Origin of the sequence: Pseudomonas marincola, from assembly GCF_900116605.1 — a bacterium.
In the GTDB taxonomy this organism is placed as follows: Bacteria; Pseudomonadota; Gammaproteobacteria; order Pseudomonadales; family Pseudomonadaceae; genus Aquipseudomonas; species Aquipseudomonas marincola.
Map to the genome: position 1 here is coordinate 283,306 of NZ_FPBC01000002.1, position 23,937 is coordinate 307,242.

Below are 23,937 nucleotides of genomic sequence, written 5' to 3' on the forward strand. Positions count from 1 at the left end.
GCGCTCGTTTGGCTACGGCTATGCGTAGCAAAGAGGATTTTTTGATGCAAACTCAAGACACATTAACCGGGGGGCAGGCGCTGGTGCGCCTGCTGGCCAACTATCAGGTCGATACCGTATTTGGTATCCCTGGCGTGCATACACTCGAGCTATACCGAGGCTTGCCCGGCAGCGGCATACGTCACGTACTCACTCGCCACGAGCAGGGTGCGGGATTCATGGCCGATGGTTACGCCCGTGTAACCGGCAAGCCAGGGGTCTGCTTTGTGATTACCGGCCCCGGCGTTACCAACGCCTCGACGCCAATCGGTCAGGCCTATGCGGACTCGATTCCAATGCTGGTGATTTCCAGCGTCAACCATACGGCCAGCTTGGGCAAAGGTTGGGGTTGCCTGCACGAGACTCAGGATCAACGTGCGCTGACGGCCCCTATCACGGCGTTTTCGGCCGTGGCGCTAACGCCGGAAGACCTCCCCGAACTGATCGCCCGTGCTTACGCGGTATTCGACAGCGAGCGGCCCCGGCCTGTGCATATTTCGGTGCCGCTGGATGTGCTGGCAGCGCCGATTGCCCGTGACTGGACCGCTGAGGTGGTGCGGCGTCCGACGCGCGGCGTGCCGGCGACTGAGGTGCTGGCAGCCGCAGCGGCCAAATTATCGGCTGCTAAACGGCCGATGATTATTGCCGGTGGCGGCGCCTTGAATGCGGGGGCCGAGGTACAGCAACTGAGCCAGCGTTTAGCCGCGCCAGTGTTTACCAGCGTTGCCGGCAAGGGACTGTTGGCCGTGGATGAGCCGCTTAATGCCGGTTCGACCTTGTGCACTGAAGCAGGCTGGCAGCTGATTGAGCAAGCAGATGTGGTGCTAGCTGTCGGCACTGAAATGGCCGATACCGATTTCTGGCGCGAACGTTTACCGCTGACTGGCGAGATCATTCGCGTGGACATCGACCCGCGCAAGTTCAACGATTTCTATCCCTGTGCGCTGGCATTGCAAGGGGATTCGCAGCACACATTGCGCGCACTGGTTGAGCAACTGCCTGCCGCAAACGCTGCCTCTGGCGAGGCGCAGGATGCCGTGGCCACAGTACAGGCGGCGGTCAAAGCCTCGCATGGCCCCTTGCAGAAAATTCATCAGGCTATTCTCGATCGGGTGCAGGCCGCTTTGCCTGCTAATGCGTTTATCAGCACCGACATGACTCAATTGGCCTACACCGGTAACTATGCGTTTGCCAGCTCGCAGCCACGCAGCTGGTTGCATCCAACCGGTTACGGCACGCTTGGTTATGGCTTGCCTGCCGGAATCGGTGCCAAGTTTGGCGCCCCGCAGCGGCCCGGGTTGGTCTTGGTCGGCGATGGCGGATTTCTCTACACCGCACAAGAGTTGGCCACGGCGGTTGAGGAACTCGACAGCCCGCTAGTGGTGCTGCTGTGGAACAACGATGCGCTGGGGCAGATTCGTGACGATATGCTCGGGCTGGATATCGAGCCGATAGGCGTGTTGCCGCGTAATCCGGATTTCGCAGCGCTGGCGCGTGCCTTCGGTTGTGAAGTGCGCGAGCCACAAAGCCTGGCGCAGTTGGAAGCTGATTTACACAGTGGTTTTGCCCATGCTGGCGTGACCCTGATTGAACTCAAACACACGTGCGCGCAGTAAGCGCAGGCGGGAGAGCATGATGCGATTTTCTGATGTGACTCGACGTATTGCCGGTGAAGGCGCTGCAGCATGGGACATTCACTACCGCGCGCTGGCGCGCCAGGAACAGGGTGAGGATGTATTGCTGTTGTCTGTGGGTGACCCGGACTTCGACACCCCGCAACCGATTGTTCAGGCAGCCATCGACAGCCTCAACAATGGCCACACGCACTACACCGAAGTGCGCGGCAACCAGTTGCTGCGTGAGCGCATTGCCGCGCGGCATAACCAGCGCAGCGGAGCGGATGTCGAGGCTGAGCAAGTGGTGGTGTTGGCGGGCGGCCAGTGCGCACTTTTCAGTGTGGCGCAGTGTGTGCTCAATCCCGGTGATGAGGTGATTGTCGCCGAGCCGATGTACGTCACCTACGAGGCCGTATTCGGTGCTTGTGGTGCCAAGGTTGTTCCGGTGCCGGTGCGTGCCGAAAATGGCTTTCGCCTGCAGGCCGAAGATGTTGCGGCGCTGATCACGCCACGCACCCGCGCGATTGCTGTCAACAGCCCGCATAACCCGTCCGGCGCCAGCTTGCCCAAGGCCACGTGGGAAGCACTGGCGCAACTGTGTATTGGCAATGACTTGTGGCTGATCTCTGATGAGGTCTACAGCGAATTACTCTACGAAGGCGAGCACATCAGCCCGGCCAGTTTGCCGGGCATGGCTGAACGCACGGCTACGATCAACAGCCTGTCCAAGTCTCACGCCATGACTGGCTGGCGAGTCGGTTGGGTCGTCGCGCCGCGAGAGTTGGCCGATCATCTGACCAATCTGGCCTTGTGCATGCTTTACGGTTTGCCGGATTTCGTCCAGCACGCTGCGTGCGTTGCCCTTGACGCGCAACTGCCGGAGCTGGTCGCCATGCGCGAGGCTTATCGTCAGCGCCGCGATCTGGTGTGTGAGTGTTTGGCCGATTGCCCGGGCATTCGCGCATTGAAGCCCGATGGCGGAATGTTTGTGATGGTTGATATTCGTGAGACGGGTCTGTCCGCTCAACAATTTTCCAATCAACTGCTGGATGAATGCGGCGTGTCGGTGCTGGCGGGCGAGGCATTCGGGCCTAGCGCCGCCGGCCATATCCGCCTCGGTCTGGTGCTGGGCGAAGCGCCTCTGCGTGATGCATGCCAGCGCATCGCCCGCTTTGCCGCTTCACTGTGTGAGAAAAACCTTGAGGCGCAGGTGTAAGGCACGGGCATAAGTTGATGGGCAGGCGGCGTGCGGCCTGCCCATTACGCTAGACGTGAGCAGAGACAGTCGGCAGATCGAGCGACGTCCGCGCACAGTATGTTGTCGCAGTTGAAATGCTTGATTGCGCTGCATGCTGCCTGATCAGGCTTGGATCTTCGGGCTCTGCACAGGTGTCAGACGCTGGACTCTAATTCCGCTGTCCGCTGTGCATAACGCTGGCTGATGTCGTATAACTCGGGGTGGTTGAGCCCCTGCAGCGTGCGGCTGGCACTGCGTAAAAAATTCAAGTTTCCCGTCGCCAGTGCAGTGTTGAACCAGCTGATTGCGCCCGTCAGGTCGCCTTGTTCCAGCAGCCTTCCGGCGTAGCTGAATTGTCCTCGGAAATCGCCACCTTCTGCCGAGCGGCGGAACCATTCAAGGGCTGTTTGCGGGTCGGCGAGAACAACCGTGCCTTCCTCATAAAAGCGACCGAGCAGGTTCATTGATTTGGCATGGCCTAGCTCTGCGGCTTGCTGATAGAGGCAGAATGCTTGTGCTAAATCGATCACGCCGGCGCGACCTGTAGCAAGCAAATTAGCCTGGTTGTACATGGCCCAATCCAGCCCCTTGGTCGCCGCTGTCTGGTAGCAGCTCAGCGCAGCAGTCAAGTCCGTCGCGCCGCCCCAGCCATGTTCATGGCAACGGCCGAGCATGTTGATGGCCATAGAGTGACCGCGCGCAGCGGCAATCGAAAACCAGCGCCGGGCCAATGCCGGATCGCGTTGAATCCCATGCCCATCGAGCAATATCTGGCCGAGTAGCGCTTGTGCTTCCAGCTCGCCTTGAGCGGCGCAGGCGAGCAGCCACTGCGCAGTTTGCCGTGGGTTGTCGGCTACTGCTGCGTCAGAGGTGTTGGATGCTTCTGGCTCGCGGCGGCGCAGCACATAGTCCACAGCGTTTAAACCTCGACCCAGCGGCGCAACAGGTTGTGATAACTGCCGGTGAGTTGGGTCAGTGCCGGGTGATCGGGCACATCCTGGGTGAGCTGCTGAATAGCGTTATCCATCTCGAACAGCAAGGCGCGCTGGCTGTCTTCGCGGACCAGACTCTGGGTCCAGAAGAACGAAGCAAATCGAGCGCCACGGGTGACCGGCGCCACCTTGTGCAGGCTGCTTGCCGGGTAGAGCACCAGATCACCAGCTGGCAATTTCACTTGCTGCACGCCGTAGGTGTCTTGAATGGTCAGTTCGCCGCCGTCGTATTCATCCGGGTCGCTGAAGAAAAGCGTTGATGACAGATCCGTACGCACGCGTTCAGCAGAGCCCTTGACCTGCCGCACGGCGTTGTCGATGTGGTAGCCGAAATCGTCCCCGGAGCGGTAACAGTTGAACAAGGGCGGGAAGACCTTGTTGGGCAAGGCGGCAGACATGAACAGCGGGTTTTGCCATAACCGCTCAAGCATGGCCTGGCTGATTTCCTTGGCCAGCGGGCTGCCTTCGGGCAACTGGATGTTGTTCTTGGCTTGCGCCGACTGGTAACCCGCCGTGACTTTGCCATCCACCCACTGCGCCGCCTCAAGTGCCTCGCGAATACGCAGGACTTCGTCGCGGGTGAAGACTGCAGGTATATGGACAAGCATGGAAAGCTCCAGATGGCTGAATGACAGCGCGTGCCAAGAGGGGATACGGGTATTTGATAGGACGTGATACTAATTCAAATTCTTATCAAATGCGAATCATTAGTAATTGTAATTCGTTGTGATTGCGATTTAAGATTGGCGCTGAAATTCACAGGGGAGGTTGGTTCATGCGTGGTGGAGTTGAAGGTAATCTGTTCAAAACGCGGCTTTTAGTCTCGGCGGTAGGCGCCGCCACCGCGATGTCTGCCGGTTGGGCACAGGCAGAAGAGCAGAAAACATCCGATGAGGTGTTATCGCTGGGGTCAGACACTGTTACTGGCCAACAACAAGGCGAATACAAAGCTGAGTCGGCTTCGTCTAAATACACCGCGCCACTGCGCGAAACCCCAAAAAGCGTTACGGTCATTTCTGATCAGGTGATTAAGGATACCGGCTCGCTGAGCCTTGCTGATGCATTGCGCACCACGTCCGGCATCACCTTCGGTGCGGGCGAGGGTGGCAACCCTGCCGGTGACCGCCCGATCATTCGTGGCTTCAACGCCGAGAGCGATACCTTTATCGATGGCCTGCGTGATGTTGGATCGCAGACCCGCGAGATCTTCAACGTCGAACAGATCGAAGTCAGCAAAGGCCCGGGCTCTGCCTACACGGGTGCAGGTTCTACCGGTGGTAGCCTCAACCTGATCAGCAAGTCGGCGAAAATGGATGACTTCGGTGATGCCAGCTTCACCTACGGCTCCGACCAGACTCACCGCTATACGCTGGATGTGAACCGCAAGCTGGCGGACAACATCGCCGGGCGTTTGAACCTGCTCAAGCATGAAGCCAACGTCGCCGGTCGCGATGGTGTCGATGTAAGCCGCTGGGGTGTTGCGCCGACTATCACATTTGGTTTTGATACGCCGACGCGCCTCACGCTGTCTTACTATCACCTCGAAACAGACGATATGCCTGACTACGGCATTCCGCTGACTGAGGCGAGCGCGAGCAACCCGATCCGTACACCGGTGAACACCGATGAAGATAACTTCTACGGTATCGACTCGCGTGATTACCGCGAAAGCACCAGTGATGCCGGCACCATCAAGCTTGAGCATGACCTGAACGACAACCTGACACTGAGCAACAACTTCCGCGCGGCGCGCACCACCCTCGACTACGTGGTGAGTAACCCGGATGACAGCCGTGGCAACGTCGATGATGGTTTCGTTTATCGTTCGGCCAAGAGCCGTAACTCAACCAACGAAAGCTGGATCAACCAGACCGACCTCAAGGCCTTGTTCAACACCGGCAGCATCGAGCACACGCTGGTAACTGGTATCGAAATCAGCCGTCAGGGCGTGCATAACCGCCCTTATGTTGTGACTTCTGCGGTGAGTGGTTCTACCTGTAATGCGGCGTTGATTGCCAATGGCGACTGCACCTCGTTGAGCAACCCGAATCCGGATTCGGGCTGGACTGGCACCATCACCGACAGCCAGGCCTACACCGACACTGATACCGACACGTTGGCGGGTTATGTGTTTGATACGCTGAAATTCAACGAGCAGTGGTCGTTGAACCTCGGCTTGCGCTACGACGACTACGAGACCACCTCTAGCGGTTACAGCACTGGCGGTCGTACCACGCCAGCAGGTGATTTCAAGTACGAGAACAAAAGCCATTTCTGGAGCTACCAGACTGGTCTGGTGTTCAACCCGACTGAAAACGGCAGCATCTATGTGGCGTGGTCGACTTCCAGCAACCCGGCCGGTGAAACCGCGGGTGAAGGTGCGGACAGCCTGAGCGCCGCTGTTGAATCGCTTGAACCAGAGCGTAACCGTAACTACGAAATCGGCACCAAGTGGGACCTTTTCGACAACCGTCTGGGCTTGAATGCGGCTATCTTCCGCACCGAGAAAACCAACGCCCGTGTCGCCGATGTTGATGGCACCACACGCAATATCGGTGAAACCAAGGTTGATGGTTTCGAGTTGGGTGCAACTGGCCAGATCACCCGTGACTGGCAGGTATTCGCCAGCTACACCTACCTCGATGGCGAGTTGGTGGACGGCGGCGCGGTCAGCGGCGTTGAAGGTGTATACGACGGCAACGATATCCCGAGCACTCCAGAAAACAGCTTCAGCTTCTGGACCACCTACAACATCACTCAAGACCTGAGTGTGGGGGCGGGCGCCAACTACGTCGATTCGCGTTTCGGCAACACCGCCAACACCATCGAAGTGCCTGACTACTGGCGCTACGATGCAATGGCCAAGTACCGTGTCAGCGAGTCGCTGGACCTGCAACTCAACGTGCAGAACCTGACCGACGAGCGTTATTACGATCAGGTTTACGCCAGCCACTACGCCCACGTTGCTGCTGGCCGTACGGCGCTGCTGAGCACCAACTTCCACTTCTGAGTGTCAGCGGTGTAACACAAACGGCCCCAGCAAAAACTGCTGGGGCCGTTTGCGTTTAGAGGGTTGATAGACCCTGGCGATTAACCCGCCGCCACTGGCGTCTGATCAATAATTTTGTCGAGATCGACAATTATTTGTTCGAGTAATTTACCGCCCTGCGTGGTTTGTGCGAGTACAACGGCGATGTACTGGCGACCATCCTTGCGCTCGATAATGGCGCTGTCTGCGTGGTAATCACGCCATGTCCCAGACTTTCTGAACACTTGTGCATCGGGGTGAATGGTGTTCATGCCTTTAACGAATTTATGGTTGATTGCTGAGTCAGCCAGTATGTCTTTCATCACCGGGCAGTTTTCTGGCGAGGCCAACTCACTGCGTTCCAGCATGTAGTAAAAGCGTGCGACTTGCAGGCCACTCGCACCGTGGCTGACATGCTCCAGCGGATCACGTTTCCACGCACCCTCTTTGCCATATTCTTTGCCGACCCAAAGTCCGCCACCGGCGTCCTGGTCGTAGAGCTGATAGCGCTCAGACTGCAAAATCTCGGCAATGCGGGCAGGCCCCACAAGGTGGTAAAGCCTTGAGGCTTCAACATTGGATGAGTGCTTAATCATTGCATCCAACGAGGTGCGCAGTGATGGCGTCATCTCAAGGTTGCCCTGTGAGATTTCTTCGAACACCGCCAGCATGATCGCCAGCTTAGGCAAGCTCGCCGCGTACAGCGTAGTGTCGCCGTTGATGTTGGCCATCTTCGGTTGTTTCAGCTGGCTGATATCAACCAGTGTGATGGAGATTTTCTTTTGCTTCATCAATTGAGAAATCCCGCGTTTGTCGACCACTGAATCAAGCAGTGTTTGCAAGTGTGGGTCGGCTTGCTTGGGGAAATCCTGATCCGCTACAGCCGATGGTGCGGCGTGTGCGGCGCTAATGCCCAAAGTGAACAGCATGCAGGTGGCGAAAAATAGTTTTTTAAACTGCATTTTCAAGCCCTTTAGTAATGAGTAGTCGGGTCGATGGGTTGCAGTACGAAATGGTTATGAGCGCAGAGCCCCGCGTCGTCACTAGCCGTCAGTTTCAGGCTCAGTGGGCTCAAGGCATGCGGTGCCACGCCCCTGAACAGCGCCTCTTTCGCGTGTAAGTTAAGCCAGCTTGGCAGGGCTGAACCGTCTGCCTGTTTGGCGCTCAGGTGTAAGCAGTCACTCGGGTCTGCTGCGGTGAATGTATTGCTGGGGATGCGAAATAACAGCTCTCTGCCCGGCATGACCGGGATTTCATCAAACGGCGCATTCAACTTCGGTGCTTCACCCGGATGTTCAACAATGCGGCGTTGATACTCAGTGCTGATCAGGCGGCTAAATACAATCCAGATAACGCCTAACACGGCGCAAAACATCATCAGTTGAGCGATCCCCCAGCCCAGCCAGTGGATCGATGCGTATATCAAACCCGCCTGAAATAAATCACCCAAGCGCCAAAACAAGGTGTCAATTGCGGTTTTGCCTTCAAACTTTTCCGCATGGGTAACAGGCAAAAACAAGGTTTGACGCACGGTGTTAGTTATAGAGTAATCAAGGCTGTTATCCGTTACTTTGAGCAGGTAAATAAAACTGAAAACGGGTAAAAAACCGCCGAGGAGGTAGCCAATAGTCATCAGCACAGGCATGACTAAAATGGCCACCGGCATGCCGAAGTGAATGAATATCCGGCTGACCACAAATAGCTGTAATGCAAGTGCAATTGCTGTCACCCAAAAGCTGAATTGGGCATACACCTGACCGATGTAATTTTGTCGCTGATACAAATCTACAATGCTCAGACTGTCGACATGGTCGAGCAACGCCTGGGCAAAAATATATTCGCCGCTGCTGTTGATAATGTTCAGTATCAACGCGTAGCCGGCAATCAGTAGCAGCAGTTTGGAGTTAAACACCACGCTGATTCCGCCTAGCAGCCCGCTGGCTTTGGGTTGATATAAATGGCAGTCGATACAGCGCGATTCTTTCGGCACGCTGTTACGGGCAAAGTAGGGCAGTGCAGCGGTTGATGCGATCACCAGCGATGCCACCAGCAAGCCGCTGAACACCCCCGAATAGCTCAGCACCCAACTGGCGATTTGCGCACCCATCAAGCCGCCCACGGATGCGCCCATTAAAATGATCGGAAACAAACGCTTGCCGCTTTTGACATTGAACGAGCCGTTGGCGAACACCCAAAACTGCGCCACCATCACCACGCCATATATCGATACCCAGACGTAATAGACGTAGCCGATATTCATGCCCGCTTGGTAACACGCGGCAAAAGCCAGTCCCATCGCGGCAAAGGCTAACGCCAGAATCATCACCAGCTTTTCACGCGAGACCGCACGAAACAGCGAGCTGTAAACCGGCATAAACAGCAACAACACCAAAGCCGCCAGTGCAGTTGAATAGGCTTTGGCATCTGCAGATGCGGACGCAATAACCAGGGGTTCGCGCAGCGTTTTAAAGATGTAATACGAGATGGTAATCAGGCCCGCATACAGCGCGAAAACGGCGACAGTGCGGCCCTCGCCAGCCCGTACCCGAGTGAAGAGGTTGAGCGTGCGCTCAAATAAGCTGAGTGTTTGGGTCATGGTTTATAGCCGAACTGCCAAATGAAAACCGCCAGTGACACGCAGTCAATCGCGGTTAGGGAGATTTGCCTTGTGGTCAACTACGGGGTTTTATCGGGATGCTGTGCTGCCACCAGCTTGGCCACACGGGCTGCCAGCGTTTGGTGTGCAACTGCCGAATTCACGCGCAGTACGTTCGATTGCACAACTACCAGATAGTGATACTTACGCTGCTTGGCGGGTGACTCGACAATCGCCAGTGAGGCGAGCAAGTTGCGTTTATTGCCTTTGTATTTGCCGCAGCTAAAGCCGGCTTCTTTTACGCAGCTGTAGAGCGAGCCAGATTTGAAGTAAATCGCATCGCCATACATATTGGGGTGCGAGGCATAACGAATCCGCCGTTCTGTGAGATACATCAAACGCTTGATTTCGATACTGGAAAACTGATCAACCAGTTGCCCGGCTTCCATCAGGTAGAGCAGTTTCATCAACTCGCGACTGGTGCCGTAACTGCTGGTGCCGGGAATACGTTGCTTACCGGTTCGGGTAAAAAAGCTGCCTTGGCGCAGTTTGCTGGTATCAATGCCCAACTCAATCAGCGGCGCATTCATGGCGTTTAGAAACACCTCGCCCAATTGTTTCTTGGGGGTGTTCTTCAGGTATGCCGCGCTTTCGTTACTCGGGGCGGGATAGCGCTTACCGAAGTGGCTCATCAATACCAGTTCTCGTTGCACCATAGCCGCGGCTGAGTTGGAACTGGGTGACAGCATCCAGTCGAGGTATTCGTAAAGATTACCGCTGTCACCGGGGCGCAGTGGTGCGCGGCGCAAGGTGCGTTTTTCGACATTCCAGAATCGCACGGTGTGACTGTCGCGCAGGCTGAACGAGTCGGCTACCACGCGGGTGTCTTTCAGAATCGCCTGGCGCTTGGCCGTGTCGTCGGGGTAGATGTCGCGCAGTTTGGCGAACAGGGCAACTGCGACCAGCATTTTCCCTACGCTGCCGACGTTATCGCGAAAGCCTGGATTATGTTCTGCATACAGCGGTTTATCGGGGTCGGATAAATCCAGCAGGCTGATGCTGTAACGGCTGGGTTGAGACGGTATTAATTTGCCAAGCTTTGCACTCAACTGGCGGTCTACGTTGGGCAATTTAACGGCGTTCTGTTGAGTGTCGAGCAAGCGCGGCATCACCGCTGGAGTGAGGAGTCTGGCGCCTTCATAGAGTTTTTTGCCTTTGATTAACCCTGCATCACCCAGGCGGTAATATTCCAAACGGCGGATGCCGGTTTCGGGGTAGCCATCGACGGGATAGGCGTAACTGAGGTCGGCGCTCAGCGTCAGTAAGCAGGCGCTAATACCACGCAAAAAATACTTCATGTTGGGCCTCATTCCTTGAGCGAATTATTCAGTGGGGCGTTTCAGGTCGACGGTTTTATGGGCGCTTTTGTTTAGCGCTTGATCCAGTCGCGTCAGACGGGTATCGAGGCTCGAAACCTTTGATTCCACCAGCGGGCGAATCTGAAACAGCACGAATTGCTCATTGAGAAAGCCGAACTCGACATCGGCAATGGCGTGCGGATCATCGCTGAACCATTGGCCGACGTTATTGCTGAAGGTGATCAAATCCTTAACATTGCCTGCGCTCAACTGCCGGGCTTTACCGCTCGCAGGCACTTGTGTGGCCCCACCGGTTTTCAGCAGTACGGTTTTGTAAGGGGCGGTGGCACTGGTATGCAGGTCGACATGGGCGCTGGCTTTATCAATCAGCACGCTTTGTGCGGACAATCCATCGACTCCGCCGGATACGCCCTCATTGAGAACCACCGTGAGCTTGTCGGGCTGCTGATTGAACACATCTGTTGTGACCAGTACGCCGGATTTATCCGACGCCACACTCTTGTGCAGCAGGATCGCAGTGTAGACGTGCTCCGGCTGGTTCATGCGGGCTTGCCGCCAGCCGAATGCGCGCTCACTGAAAGGCGATGCCCAAACTTCGCGGATCGCGTGCAAGATCACGTCGAAGCCAACCGCATTGGTCACGGTTAAATTTAAACCCGCGCCAGTGAAGCCGGGTAAGTCTTCAACATTGGTGTCGCTGCGCACGAATACGCCGTAGCTGCCATCGGGGCCGAACTCTCGGCGCATTTTGCGTTTCAAGTCGGCGACAAATACAGGGTCAAGTTTGACCGTCATAAACCAACTGCGCAGCTCGCTGAGCATCTTTCGCCGTGCTTGCGTTTTGGCGGTGCCGTGCAAGGTTTTAAGCGTTTTATATTGACTGCGAATCCACTCAAACATGCTCACGCCACTGGCATGTTGATTGTCGTCGAGCAGTTTTCTGAAGGTGCCAAATGGAATGGCCAAGCCAGGTGATACCTGGCCTGGGAACTGCTGACTCAACTGCGCCACCTTCGCCGCTTTAGGGCCAACGCTGACGCCTGAGTCGCTACTGTCTAAGTCTTTAGTTGAGCGCGCCAGGGTTTGTGTTAAATCGAGTTTGTCGGCATCGACAGTGATGGTCACGACACTTTTCTGTTGGCCTGCGCTGGTCTGGTTGATGGCTTCATTGGCTGCCAGTTGACGAACCTCAACCACGCCGCCCGCACTGGCGAGTAACTCAATACGTTGACCGTAATGCGGTTTCAATTTGGCTAATAATTGCGGGCCGACGACCACATTGGGCACGCCCAGATTCCGCGCGAGCAATTGCACATGTGACAGTTGGTTGCCCTCAAAAGCGGTGAGCAAGCCGGTGACAGCGGGTAAATCCGCCAACGTTTCGGGCACAACCAGAATCAGCCCTTCAGGTGGCGTGCGTTTAGCCGCGAGCATTTGCGGTGTCAGTAGCAGGCCGCGGGCAACGCCGGGATTGAGTACGCGAAACCCGCGACTAACTGGCGCTTTAAAGAGGCGATGGCTGATACCACTGAGACGTGATGAGTCTTTATTCAGTTGGTTGAGGACCGCGGTGTATATCAGCAGCGGCGAGCCGCGTAATCGATCCGGAATATAGTCATGCGCTTTGGGTTCGATCTGGCTGAAGCGTTGCACTTGGCCTTGGAAAAAGAACTGCAAGCGCCGCTCAGCCCAGACGGGGACGCGATCAAGGTCTTTTAACAAGCGTTGATAGGCGGCCAGGGTTAATTCTTTATCCGCTGATTTCTGTGCTTGTTGGATACTGCTGTCGGCCTGTTGCAGCTCAGCCTCCGTGAGCAAACCGACGCCGTAAAGCATGTCGTGGCTGGCCGCTAGCAGGTTGAGCAAGTCAGCGCGACTCATGCGGGATAATGTGTCGGGTGAGGCCAGTAATTGGCGACCTTTGGCAAAGACGATTTGCTCAAGTTGGGCGACTTGGTTGAACCTCTCAATACGGTTTTTGGGCGATTGCTCAATTTGCTCGCGTAGTTTCTTGCTGGCGCTTGCCAGCACTTGATACTGCTGACTTGGTGTTTTGGCTGCAGACCACTGCTGCGCAAGCGAGGCAAAGATCGCCGGTTGGCTCTGGGCTAAATCAGCCACCACTTGGCTGATGCGCTCAAAGGCAAATATTGAGTCGATATTGGCCGCGAGGGTGAGCATCTGCTTGTGCACGCTGCGCCCTTGGTAATCGCGGGCAAACTCGCGCACGCGCTGTGCATCTTTAGCATCGAGTTTGCCGTGGATCTTATTGCGCAGCGTGCCAAAGCGTGGCACTTGGTTTTGTATCGCCACCGCACTGCTGCGCACGGTGCTTAACAGTTGTTGGTCGCCACGGGTTGAGGGCAGGTTTTTGACTGCTTCTAATATCAGGGCGTAGCGCTCGGCTATCGGTTGGTTCGCAGCCGTGAGGCGGGTCAGAATCTGGTTGCCGACACGCTCCTCGCTTTCTATCTGAAATGCGCCACGATAGAAGCGTGCTTTGCGCAGAATCCATCCGTCATCGACGTTAAGTAAGAATTGCTCGATCAGAATGGCTTGTAATTCACCGTCTGGCGAATAGTGCTCAGCGATGGATTTGGCGTCAGCATCGGCGAGTACATTGGCGATCAGGAATCCAGACTGGCGCATCTTTTTAGTTTTAGCGCTCCACTCACCATGCTGTTCACCGCCGCGCTTGCCGCAAGCGTATGGTTTGGGCGGTAGCACACGGCCGTCGGCGCAAAACCAGCGCAGCCGCGCAAATGGGCCGCGTGGCAAGGTTTTCATCTGGGTAATCCACGTGCGGTATTGGCTGGCCTGCAGCGCACTAACCTTGGTTTCAGTGCTGACAGGTGCAGCATTGAGACCGCTACTGACCGCTAGAACCAGCGAAATCAGTGCACTCCGAGTGGCGTGGGCGAGCAAACCTGGGGCGTTTTTCTGCGGACGAGCAGATACGTTCATGAACAATCCCTGTTCTGTGCAGCCTGACGGCCTGCGTGCGGTATTGCAGGGCCGGGCACGCACATGAGAGCCCGGCCATACAGTTGAATCCGGCGTGGCCTTCCTGGCCGCGCAAGCATCTTGGGGTTGCAGCAATGGGCGAACGGTTCGCGGCAGGATTTATCCTAATACCCTGCGCGCACTGCGTTGCGCCATGGTCGCACAGCGATTGGTTACTGCCTATGCAATGGGTGGAGACCTCGTCGAATGGTCTGTAGTGGGCGTTAGCAAGCCAAACGCCCACCGTCTCTCAGCTGTTTATGACCTCGACGTGATGGCAGGCCACTTGCCGCGAGTCAATCAGGCGCAGCTCGGGCAGCGATTGTTCGCACAACTCGGTCGCATGCGGGCAACGCTTGTGAAATGCACAGCCCGATGGCGGATTGAGCGGGTTGGGCAGTTCGCCGACGATCTTGATTTTCGGTTTGTTCGGGTCAGCGTGAATGGCCGGCGTCGCCGAGAGCAGGGCTTTGGTGTAAGGGTGCAACGGCCGTTGGTAAATCAGCTCGCTGGGGCCCATTTCCGCCGGACGCCCCAAGTACATGACCAGCACATCATCGGCCACATGGCGCACCACGGAAAGGTTGTGCGAGATAAACACATAGCCGGTGTTGAACTCCTCTTGCAGGTCCATGAACAGGTTGAGCACCTGCGCCTGAATCGACACGTCCAGCGCCGAGGTGGGTTCATCGGCAACCAGTACCTTGGGCTGCAAAATCATGGCCCGGGCCAGGGCAATACGTTGGCGCTGACCGCCGGAGAACATGTGCGGGTAACGTTGGTAATGCTCGGGACGCAGGCCAACTTGTTGCATCATTGCCTGTACTTTTTCGCGGCGCTCGCTGCGTGACAATTGGGTGTTGATCAGCAGCGGCTCGGCCAGCTGATCACCAATCTTCTGTCGTGGATTAAGCGAGGCATAAGGGTTCTGGAAAATCATCTGCACATCGCGGCGCAAGCTCTTGCGTTGTGCCTTGCTCGCACCGGCGACTTCTTGCCCGGCGATTTTCAGGGAGCCTGAACTGGGTTCTTCAATCAGCGTGAGTGCGCGGGCCAAAGTGGATTTTCCGCAGCCGGACTCGCCGACCACCGCCAGGGTTTTGCCCGCTTCAAGTTCAAACGATACGCCATTGAGTGCGCGCACTTCGGCGCTCGGCTGGAACAAGCCACGGGACACCGAATAGTGGCGCGTGAGGTCACGGGCGGTGAGTACAGTCTGGGTTGGCGTGGTGCTCATTACGCCACCTCCGAATTCAGATTAAGCGGATAAAAGCAGCGCACGGCGCCGTGGGCATGAGGAACCAGATCGGGTCGTTGGGCTTTACAGTCGGCTTGTGCATATGGGCAGCGCGGCGATAACAGGCAGCCGTGCGGTCGATCGAAGCGCCCGGGCACAATGCCTGGCAATGTGGCCAGCCGCTTGGCGCCCAGCGAGTGCTCCGGGATCGCCTTGAGCAGTGCTTCGGTATACGGATGCTTGGGGCTGTCGAACAGCATCGGCACATGGCCCAGTTCTACCGCTTGCCCGGCGTACATCACGCATACGCGCTGAGCGGTTTCGGCGACTACGGCGAGGTCGTGAGTAATCAGCACCAACGCCATGTTTTGTTCGCGCTGCAAATCGAGCAGCAGCTCCATGATCTGCGCCTGAATCGTCACATCGAGTGCGGTGGTTGGCTCGTCGGCGATCAGCAGTTTCGGCTCGGCGGCAATCGCCATGGCAATGGCCACACGTTGGCTCATGCCGCCAGAAAGTTGGTGCGGATAGGCATCGAGGCGGCTGGCGGCAGCGGGTATTTCTACCCGTTCGAGGAGTTGCAGGGCGCGTGCGCGAGCAGCTTTGCCCTTGAGGCCCAGATGCTGCTGCAGCACTTCTTCAATCTGATAACCCACGGTGAAGCTGGGGTTGAGCGCGGTCATGGGGTCCTGAAACACCATCGACAAATCCTTGCCGACAATCTTGCGCCGTTGCTTGCCTTTGAGGCTGAGCATGTCGTGACCGTCGAACTGCAGCTGATCCGCCTTGACGATGCCGGGGGCTTCGATCAAGCCCATTAGCGCCATCATGGTGACCGACTTGCCCGAACCGGACTCGCCGACAATCGCCAGCACTTCGCCTTCGTTGACCTCGATATCGAGGCCGTCGACTACCGGCACTGCGTTAGCGTCACCGAAGCGCACGCTGAGATTCTTGATGTTAAGCAAACTCATGTCGGGCTCCTCAGACTGCGTTCTTGAGTTTCGGGTCGAGTGCATCGCGCAGCCCGTCGCCCATCAGGTTGATCGCCAGCACACTAAGCAGAATCGCCAGCCCCGGCAGCGTTACCACCCACCAGGCCCGCTCGATATAGTCGCGTGCCGAGGCCAGCATGGTGCCCCACTCAGGTGTTGGCGGTTGTACGCCAAGACCGAGGAAACCCAGCGCCGCGGCGTCGAGAATTGCCGAGGAAAAGCTCAGGGTTGCCTGCACGATAAGCGGCGCCATGCAATTGGGCAGCACGGTGACGAACATCAAGCGCAGCAGACCTGATCCGGCCAGGCGCGAGGCGGTGACATAGTCGCGATTCAATTCGCTCATCACCGCCGCGCGAGTCAGGCGTACGTAAGAGGGCAGCGACACAATCGCGATCGCCACCACAGTGTTGATCAGGCCAGGGCCAAGAATGGCGACGATTGCCACGGCCAGCAGCAAGGATGGCAACGCCAGCATGACGTCCATCAAGCGCATGATTGAGGGGCCAAGCAGGCGCGGGAAGAACCCGGCGACAAGCCCGAGCAATATGCCCGGCAGCATCGACAACAGTACCGAAGCCAGGCCGATCATCAAGGACAGGCGAGCACCGTGAATCAGCCTTGAGAGCATGTCGCGGCCGAGTTCGTCGGTGCCGAGCAGAAACTGCATCTGGCCGCCTTCAAGCCAGGACGGTGGCGTGAGCAGAAAATCACGGAATTGCTCGCTGGGGTTGTAAGGCGCAAGCCATGGTGCGAACAGCGCGCAGATAATCATGCCAATCATGAACAGCAGGCCGGCAACAGCGCCCTTGTTGTGGGCAAATGCCTGCCAGAATTCTTTTAACGGTGAAGGGTAAAGCAGGCTCTGATCGACTGCTTCCGGTGTCGTTGAGTGAGTCATGTTCAGGCCTCCTTAGCGCTGATGGCGAATGCGTGGGTTGGCCAGACCGTAGAGAATATCCACGATAAAGTTGACCAGAATGACCAGGCAGGCGATGAGCAAAATGCCGTTCTGGACCACTGGGTAATCACGCGCGCCAATCGACTCGATCAGCCACTTGCCGATGCCCGGCCAGGAGAAAATGGTTTCGGTGAGCACCGCGCCCGCGAGCAGGGCGCCAATTTGCAGGCCGAACACGGTCAGCACCGGAATCAGTGCGTTGCGCAGGCCGTGAATAAATACCACGCGCGCCGGCGATAAACCTTTGGCGCGGGCGGTGCGCACGTAGTCTTCACGCAGCACTTCGAGCATGGCCGAGCGGGTCATGCGGGCGATTACTGCTAGTGGGATTGTGCCAAGCACCACCGCCGGCAGGATCAGGTGGCGCAGGGCGCTGACAAACGCGCCTTCTTCATCGGACAGCAAGGTGTCGATAAGCATGAAACCGGTGCGCGGTTCGATGTCGTAGAGCAGGTCGATACGCCCCGAAACCGGCGTCCAGCCGAGCCACACCGAGAAGAACATGATCAGCAGCAGGCCCCACCAGAAAATCGGCATGGAGTAGCCCGCCAGCGATATGCCCATCACCCCGTGATCGAATAATGAGCCGCGCTTGAGCGCCGCAATAACCCCGGCAATCAGCCCCAGCGTACCGGCGAACAATAATGCTGCCAGCGACAGTTCGAGGGTGGCCGGAAACAGCGTGGTGAACTCGTGCCAGACGCTTTCGCGGGTACGCAGAGACTCGCCCAGATCGCCTTGGGCGAGGTTGCCGATATAGTCGAAATACTGCGTGTAAAGCGGTTTGTCCAAGCCCAGACGGTGCAGGGCTTCGGCGTGCATGGCGGGGTCTACGCGACGCTCGCCCATCATCACTTCCACCGGGTCTCCGGGGATCATTCTGATGAGGGCAAAGGTGAGTAGAGTCACGCCGAAAAAGGTGGGGATCAGCAGTCCCAGACGTCTGGCTATGAAGGACAACATGGTTAGAGGAAACTCCAGCGGTTTATTCGGGCAGCACTGCGTGGTGCAGCATTGTTGTTGTGCGTGTGTGGTGACAGTCGTGGTTTATCAGGTCGTTGCTTTCACGGTGTGCGGCTGACGCGGGCAAAGTTGTTGGAACCCATGGGGCTCTGCACGAAACCCTGAACATCGTTGCGCAGGGCGGTGAATTGCTTGGGGAAGGCCAGCGGAATCCACGGCGCCTCGTCGTGAAACACAGACAGCGCTTCGCGGTACAGGGCAATCCGTTGCGGGCGCGAACTGACGCGGCGGGCTTCGGTGATCAGCGCATCGAAGTGTTCATCACACCAACCCGACATGTTTTCGCCGGACTTGGCCGCGGCGCAGGACAGATTGGGCGTGAGGAAGTTATCGGGGTCGCCGTTGTCGCCAGCCCAGCCCATGAAAATCAAGTCGTGCTCGCCGCGCTTGGCGCGCTTGATCAGCTCGCCCCACTCGAATACCCGAATATCGCTGTCGATGCCGATAGCCGCGAGGTCGGCCTGGAGCATTTGTGCGCCGATTCCGGGATTGGGGTTGGTCGGGCCGCCGCCTGGCCGGGTCCAGATCGACAGCTTGAGGTCGTCGCCATGACCAGACTCGATCAGCAATTGCCGCGCGCGTTTGGGGTCATGTGGCCAGCCCAGCATTTGCGAGTCATGGCCCCAGAGCGTTGGCGGATAAGGCGCGACTGCCGGGCTGGCGCCGCCTTCACCGTATTGCGCACGCAGGTAGGCGCTCTTGTCGAATGCCATGTTCAGTGCCTGACGCACGCGTACATTATCCAGCGGTGCATGGCCGGTATTGATGGCGATATAGGCGGTGAGCAATGAATCCAGCGATTGGATTTTGATGTTGCTGTCGGCTTTCAGCGCAGCAATATCGGTTGGGCGCGGATAGAGCGCAATCTGGCAGGCGCCGGCTTTGAGTTGCTGAATGCGCACGTTCGGGTCTGGCGTAATCGCGAACAGCAGCTTTTGGATTGCAGGCGCGCCATCCCAGTAACCGGCGTTGGCGTGGAAGCGCACCTGAGCATCCTTGGCGTAGCGGTCAAACACGAACGGGCCTGTGCCAATCGGCAGTTTGTTGAGCTGGCCGGGCTTACCGGCCGCCAGCAACTGGTCGGCGTATTCGGCGGAATAGATAGAACTGAATCCCATGGCCAGATTGGCCAGAAACGGCGCTTCGGCATGCTTCAGCGTGAACCGCACTGTGTAGGCGTCTAGCGCCTCGATGCGCTCGATCAACTCGGCCATGCCCATCGACTGGGCATACGGGAAGCCTCGCACGGCCTTGTCATGCCAGGGATGTTGCGGATCAAGCTGGCGTTGAAAACTCCAGAGCACATCGTCGGCATTCAACTCGCGGCTCGGGGTAAACCATTCGGTGTGATGAAACTTGACCCCGTGGCGCAAGTGAAAGGTGTAGGTCAGGCCATCTGCGCCAACCTCCCAGCTTTCGGCCAACGCGGGCGCAAGCTCGGTGGTGCCCGGAATGAAACGCACCAGGCGCTCGAACAGTGTTTCGGCAGTCGCGTCTGCGGTTGTCGCGGCGGTGTACTGCACCAGATCGAAGCCTTCGGGGCTGGCTTCGGTACAGACCACCAGTGAATTCTTGTCATCAGCCATTGCCGGCGCTGCCAATGGCAGGGCGGCGAGCAACAGGCTGGTAAGTAGCAACAGTGACGGCTTGGGCATTGAGTGATACCTGTGGCGATTCGGTCTGCGCAGCGTCACCACGTCGGTAACGAGCGCCCGATTGGCGGACCGGAGGATAACCGGCCCGCCAACTACTTCGCGGGTTACTTCTCGACGCTTACGCCGTAAAACGAGTTGAGACCGAACGGACTGATTTTGAAGTCCTTGACGGTTTTGCTCATCGGTTGGAACACGGTTGAGTGAGCGACCGGTGTGATCGGTACGTTCTTCTTGAGGATCTGCTGGGCTTCCATGTAGAGGGCGCTGCGCTGATCCTTGTCATTGAGGGTCTTGGCTATTTTGACCTTGGCGTCGAAGTCCTTGTCGCACCAGCGGCTGTAGTTGTTGCCGCCAATGGCATCGCAACCGTATAGCACGCCCAGCCAATTGTCCGGGTCACCATTGTCGCCAGTCCAACCGATCAGCAGGGCGTCATGCTCGCCGGCCTTGGCGCGCTTGTTGTACTCGCCCCATTCGTAGCTGACGATCTTGGCCTTGATGCCAATTTTCGCCCAGTCGGATTGCAGCATTTCCGCCATCAGCTTGGCGTTGGGGTTGTACGGACGCTGAACCGGCATGGCCCAGAGCGTGATCTCGGTGCCTTCCTTAACGCCGGCTGCCTTGAGCATGGCCTTGGCTTTTTCCGGATCGTAGGCGGCGTCCTTGATGCTGGTGTCGTAGGACCATTGCGTCGGCGGCATGCTGCCAACTGCCAGCTGACCGGCACCCTGATACACCGCGTTGATGATCGCCTGCTTGTTCACCGACATATCAAGCGCCTGACGCACTTCGAGTTTGTCGAACGGCGCATGCTCCATGTTGTAGGCGATGTAGCCGAGGTTGAAACCGGCCTGCTCAGGCATTTGCAGCTTGGGCTCTTTTTGCAGCGATTCGATGTCTGCTGGGCGGGGGAATACCGAGACCTGACATTCGCCGGCTTTAAGCTTTTGCATACGCACCGAGGCGTCGGTGTTGATGGCGAAGATCAGGTTGTCGATCTTCACATCCGCAGGGTTCCAGTACTCTTTGTTACCGGTGAAGCGGATTTGCGAGTCTTTCTGATAACGCTTGAATACGAACGGACCGGTGCCGATTGGCTTCTGGTTGATGTCGCTGGCTTTGCCCTCTTTGAGCAACTGCGCGGCGTACTCTGCAGACTGGATAGAGGCGAAGCTCATGGCCAGGTTCTGGATGAATGCAGCATCAACCGAGTTGAGCGTGAAGCGCACCGTCATGTCGTCGAGCTTGTCGATCTTGGCGATGTTCTGGTCCATGCCCATGTCGGTGAAGTAGGGGAATTCAGTTGGGTAAGCTTTGCGGAACGGATCGTCTTTGTTGAGCATGCGCTTGAATGTAAACAGCACGTCGTCAGCATTGAACTCGCGGCTTGGCTTGAAATAGTCGGTGGTATGAAATTTCACGCCGGGGCGCAGGTGGAAGGTGTAGTTGAGACCGTCATCGGTCACTTCCCACTTTTCTGCAAGCCCGGGGATGACTGCAGTGCCGCCGCGCTCAAACTGGGTAAGACGGTTGAAAACAGTCTCTGCTGCAGCGTCGAAGTCAGTGCCGGTGGTGTATAGCGCGGGGTCGAAACCTGCCGGGCTACCTTCTGAGCAAAACACCAGATTGCTGGCTGCCTGAGCGAGTGGCGCAGTGGCGATCAGCCCGGCTACCAGCATCGCTTGTATGACGGCGTTCTTACGCATAAAAACCTCATAGTTGTTGTGGTTATGTATTGAGGGGTCTCTTGTGAAGACCTTGCAAGAAACTATGCAGGGCACGTGCCTGAGGCAAGCCCCCTGATGAAAATAGCTTAGCAACTGTGAGCGGGGTGTAAGGCGTTGTCGCATATTCGACATTTCGCGTCTAACAGCTGGCAAAACGCCGCTATCTTGCGAGAGCGGCGTTGTTTGCAAACGGTGCGTGTTGCGCACGGATGTTCAAGGCATCTGCACTTCAATGGCGCCATCGGCGTTTACCGTTACCTGGCTGCTGCCGCCCTCTATCTCGGGCGTTGGCGCTGAGTCCATCATCATCGCGCCCTTTGCGCGCATCATCATCGGTGGCTGAAAACCTGAAGTATTGAGGTTCAGGCTGACCAGTTTGTAGCCGCTGCCACCGAGTGCTTCGGTGGCCAACTGTGCGCGTGCCTTGAAGGCGTCAACCGCCTCTTTGATCAGCTTGTCTTCTTCGGCTTTGCGGGTCTTGTCGGCGATGCTGAAACTCATGTTGCCCATGCTCATATTTTGCAACATTTCGCCCGAGAGCTTCGACAGGGCAGCGAAGTCGGCACTTTCCAGGCGCACTTCACCGCGCTCACGCCAGCCAGTGATTTTCTGGCGTTTTTCGTCGTAAAGCGGATAACTGTTGCGACTGCCCAGCGCAACCTTCACGCCTTCTGCCTTGCGCGCCTGCTCCAGCGCCTTGTTCAGGTTACGGGTGATTTGCGCCCCGAGTGCGGCGGGGTCGGCGTCTTGCGCTTCGCTGTAGAGCGTTACCTGCATGAGATCGTGGGCAATTTCGTGGCTGACCTCGGCACGCAATGAAACCTGGTTGTAACGCGCCTCATCAGCTTGAGCCGCCGTCGCCAGCGTCAGAACGGCGCTGCTCAGCACCAAGCTTTGGGTCAGGCGGGCAAGACGAGAAGATGTTCGCATGGGTATTCCTTGAACAATGGTAATGAGTTGGCTTGCGACGGATCGCAAGGTTCTGCTCAGAGTAGACGGGCCAGGTTTTCAAAACGGGTTAAGCGCCGTTAAAAATATTTTCTGCTCTGCCAGCGTTGCCGGTCAGAGGCTCCGGTAGTCTGGCTGTGAGTACTTGCATGCGGCGTGTTGCCGCATCAAGCAGTGGCGAGCGTTGGTTATACTCGCATTGCTCGGTTGCCGAGTTTTTTGGAGTGCATATGCTCGCCCCGGTTCCACTACTTTCCGCAAGCCGACAGAATCTCTGGCGGCTGATCCTGATCCGCTTTCTGGTCCTCGCCGCACAAGCCGGTTCGGTAGGTCTCGCCTATAAATCCGAGTTATTGCCGCTGCCCTGGTTTGAACTCAGCGTGACGCTGTGCATCTCGTTGCTGCTCTGCGTATTCACCATGATCCGCCTGCGCGGCCCCTGGCCGGTTACCGAGCTTGAGTACGCCGTGCAGTTGGGCCTGGACTTGGTGATTCATAGCGTCCTGTTGTTTTACTCGGGCGGTTCGACCAATCCGTTCGTGTCCTATTATCTGGTACCGCTGACCATTGCTGCTGCCATCTTGCCCTGGCTGTATACCCTGACACTGTCTGGGCTGGCGCTCGGCGGCTACACGCTGTTGCTGGTCTGGACGCACCCGCTCGAGGTACCGTCTGAACCGCGTCAGAGTTTGCTGATTTATGGCATGTGGCTGAGCTTTGCCCTGGCGGCGGCGTTGATCACCTTCTTTGTGTCACGCATGGCCGGTGAGCTGCGTCGTCAGGAAGAACAGCGCGCGGAACGTCGGGAGGAGGGCCTGCGCGATCAGCAATTACTCGCCGTGGCCACGCAGGCAGCGGGCGCGGCGCACGAACTGGGTACGCCTCTGGCGACCATGAGCGTGCTGATCAAGGAACTGCGTCGTGAGCATCCCGAACCCATGCTGCAAGAAGATCTGGCGGTGCTGCAGGAACAGGTCAAGCTGTGTAAGGACACGCTGCAGCAACTGGTTAGAGCCGCAGAGGCTGACCGACGTCAGGCGATTGTCGAGCAGTCCAGTGTAGACTGGCTCGAAACCACGCTTAACCGCTGGCACCTGATGCGTCCCGAAGCGAGCTACCGTTATCAATGTCTGGGCCGCGGAACACCGCCTCGGCTGATGCCTCCGGCAGACCTCACGCAAGCATTGCTCAATTTGCTCAACAACGCCGCCGATGCTTGTCCCGAGAAGCTGGATATACGCCTCGACTGGGATCACCAGTGGCTGCAACTGAGCATCCGCGACTTTGGTGCGGGCGTGCCGTTGGCCATTGCCGAGCAACTTGGGCGGCCGTTCTTTACCACCAAGGGTAAAGGTTTCGGTCTGGGCCTGTTTCTTAGTCAGGCCAGCGTGACCCGCGCCGGTGGCACAGTTAAGCTTTATAATCATGAAGAGGGCGGCACCCTCACCGAGTTGAAGTTGCCGCGCTCCTACGGCTCAGCCTGAGGCCGACCAGCAAGGAG

17 protein-coding genes are annotated in these 23,937 nt (G+C 57.4%); 4 read left to right on the plus strand and 13 right to left on the minus strand.

Features of this window, described 5'->3' with window-relative positions; all coding sequences use genetic code 11:
• Positions 1–20 precede the first annotated feature (20 nt).
• Positions 21–1,655: a 5-guanidino-2-oxopentanoate decarboxylase gene (locus BM395_RS05740; protein ID WP_425287582.1), complete on the plus strand. Its 1,635-nt coding sequence runs from the start codon at positions 21–23 to the stop codon at positions 1,653–1,655.
• Positions 1,656–1,674: 19 nt separating this feature from the next.
• On the plus strand, positions 1,675–2,871 hold the full coding sequence (locus BM395_RS05745) for a pyridoxal phosphate-dependent aminotransferase (RefSeq protein ID WP_090509811.1): 1,197 nt from the start codon (positions 1,675–1,677) through the stop codon (positions 2,869–2,871).
• A gap of 176 nt (positions 2,872–3,047) precedes the next feature.
• Here the strand turns inward: BM395_RS05745 and BM395_RS05750 are convergent, their stop codons facing one another.
• Positions 3,048–3,806: a tetratricopeptide repeat protein gene (locus tag BM395_RS05750; protein WP_090509650.1), complete on the minus strand. Its 759-nt coding sequence runs from the start codon at positions 3,804–3,806 to the stop codon at positions 3,048–3,050.
• A 5-nt stretch (positions 3,807–3,811) separates the two neighbouring features.
• On the minus strand, positions 3,812–4,492 hold the full coding sequence (locus BM395_RS05755) for a Fe2+-dependent dioxygenase (RefSeq protein WP_090509652.1): 681 nt from the start codon (positions 4,490–4,492) through the stop codon (positions 3,812–3,814).
• 167 nt (positions 4,493–4,659) lie between these two features.
• On the opposite strand from BM395_RS05755, the gene BM395_RS05760 reads away from it, so the two are divergent.
• Positions 4,660–6,894 (plus strand): TonB-dependent receptor, encoded by a 2,235-nt coding sequence (locus BM395_RS05760; protein WP_069898053.1) that lies wholly within the window; start codon positions 4,660–4,662, stop codon positions 6,892–6,894.
• An 80-nt stretch (positions 6,895–6,974) separates the two neighbouring features.
• Here the strand turns inward: BM395_RS05760 and BM395_RS05765 are convergent, their stop codons facing one another.
• From BM395_RS05765 to BM395_RS05815, 11 genes are all read right to left on the minus strand, one after another.
• Positions 6,975–7,874, minus strand: a complete 900-nt coding sequence (locus BM395_RS05765; protein ID WP_090509656.1) for a serine hydrolase — start codon at positions 7,872–7,874, stop codon at positions 6,975–6,977.
• Between the two features lie 11 nt (positions 7,875–7,885).
• A complete protein-coding gene (locus BM395_RS05770; RefSeq protein ID WP_090509659.1) occupies positions 7,886–9,508 on the minus strand; it encodes an ATP translocase in 1,623 nt (540 codons plus the stop codon).
• A gap of 80 nt (positions 9,509–9,588) precedes the next feature.
• Entirely contained in the window at positions 9,589–10,866 is a 1,278-nt protein-coding gene (locus tag BM395_RS05775) for a serine hydrolase (protein ID WP_090509662.1), read from the minus strand.
• A 24-nt stretch (positions 10,867–10,890) separates the two neighbouring features.
• Entirely contained in the window at positions 10,891–13,851 is a 2,961-nt protein-coding gene (locus BM395_RS05780; RefSeq protein ID WP_090509664.1) for a PEP/pyruvate-binding domain-containing protein, read from the minus strand.
• Positions 13,852–14,140: 289 nt separating this feature from the next.
• Positions 14,141–15,127, minus strand: a complete 987-nt coding sequence (locus BM395_RS05785; protein WP_090509667.1) for a peptide ABC transporter ATP-binding protein — start codon at positions 15,125–15,127, stop codon at positions 14,141–14,143.
• Entirely contained in the window at positions 15,127–16,101 is a 975-nt protein-coding gene (locus BM395_RS05790; protein WP_069898047.1) for an ABC transporter ATP-binding protein, read from the minus strand. The genes BM395_RS05785 and BM395_RS05790 overlap by 1 nt, the downstream gene beginning before the upstream one ends.
• A 10-nt stretch (positions 16,102–16,111) precedes the next feature.
• Positions 16,112–17,023, minus strand: a complete 912-nt coding sequence (locus BM395_RS05795; RefSeq protein WP_090509670.1) for an ABC transporter permease subunit — start codon at positions 17,021–17,023, stop codon at positions 16,112–16,114.
• A gap of 12 nt (positions 17,024–17,035) precedes the next feature.
• Entirely contained in the window at positions 17,036–18,046 is a 1,011-nt protein-coding gene (locus BM395_RS05800; RefSeq protein WP_090509674.1) for an ABC transporter permease subunit, read from the minus strand.
• A gap of 101 nt (positions 18,047–18,147) precedes the next feature.
• Positions 18,148–19,761 (minus strand): ABC transporter substrate-binding protein, encoded by a 1,614-nt coding sequence (locus BM395_RS05805; protein WP_090509676.1) that lies wholly within the window; start codon positions 19,759–19,761, stop codon positions 18,148–18,150.
• Between the two features lie 104 nt (positions 19,762–19,865).
• Positions 19,866–21,467, minus strand: coding sequence for an ABC transporter substrate-binding protein (locus BM395_RS05810; protein ID WP_090509679.1), 1,602 nt, complete (start codon positions 21,465–21,467; stop codon positions 19,866–19,868).
• A gap of 234 nt (positions 21,468–21,701) precedes the next feature.
• Entirely contained in the window at positions 21,702–22,418 is a 717-nt protein-coding gene (locus BM395_RS05815) for an SIMPL domain-containing protein (RefSeq protein WP_090509681.1), read from the minus strand.
• A gap of 248 nt (positions 22,419–22,666) precedes the next feature.
• Between BM395_RS05815 and BM395_RS05820 the strand changes: the two genes are divergently transcribed.
• Complete coding sequence (locus tag BM395_RS05820) at positions 22,667–23,920, plus strand: ATP-binding protein (RefSeq protein WP_069898541.1); 1,254 nt, start codon at positions 22,667–22,669, stop codon at positions 23,918–23,920.
• Positions 23,921–23,937: the final 17 nt, after the last annotated feature.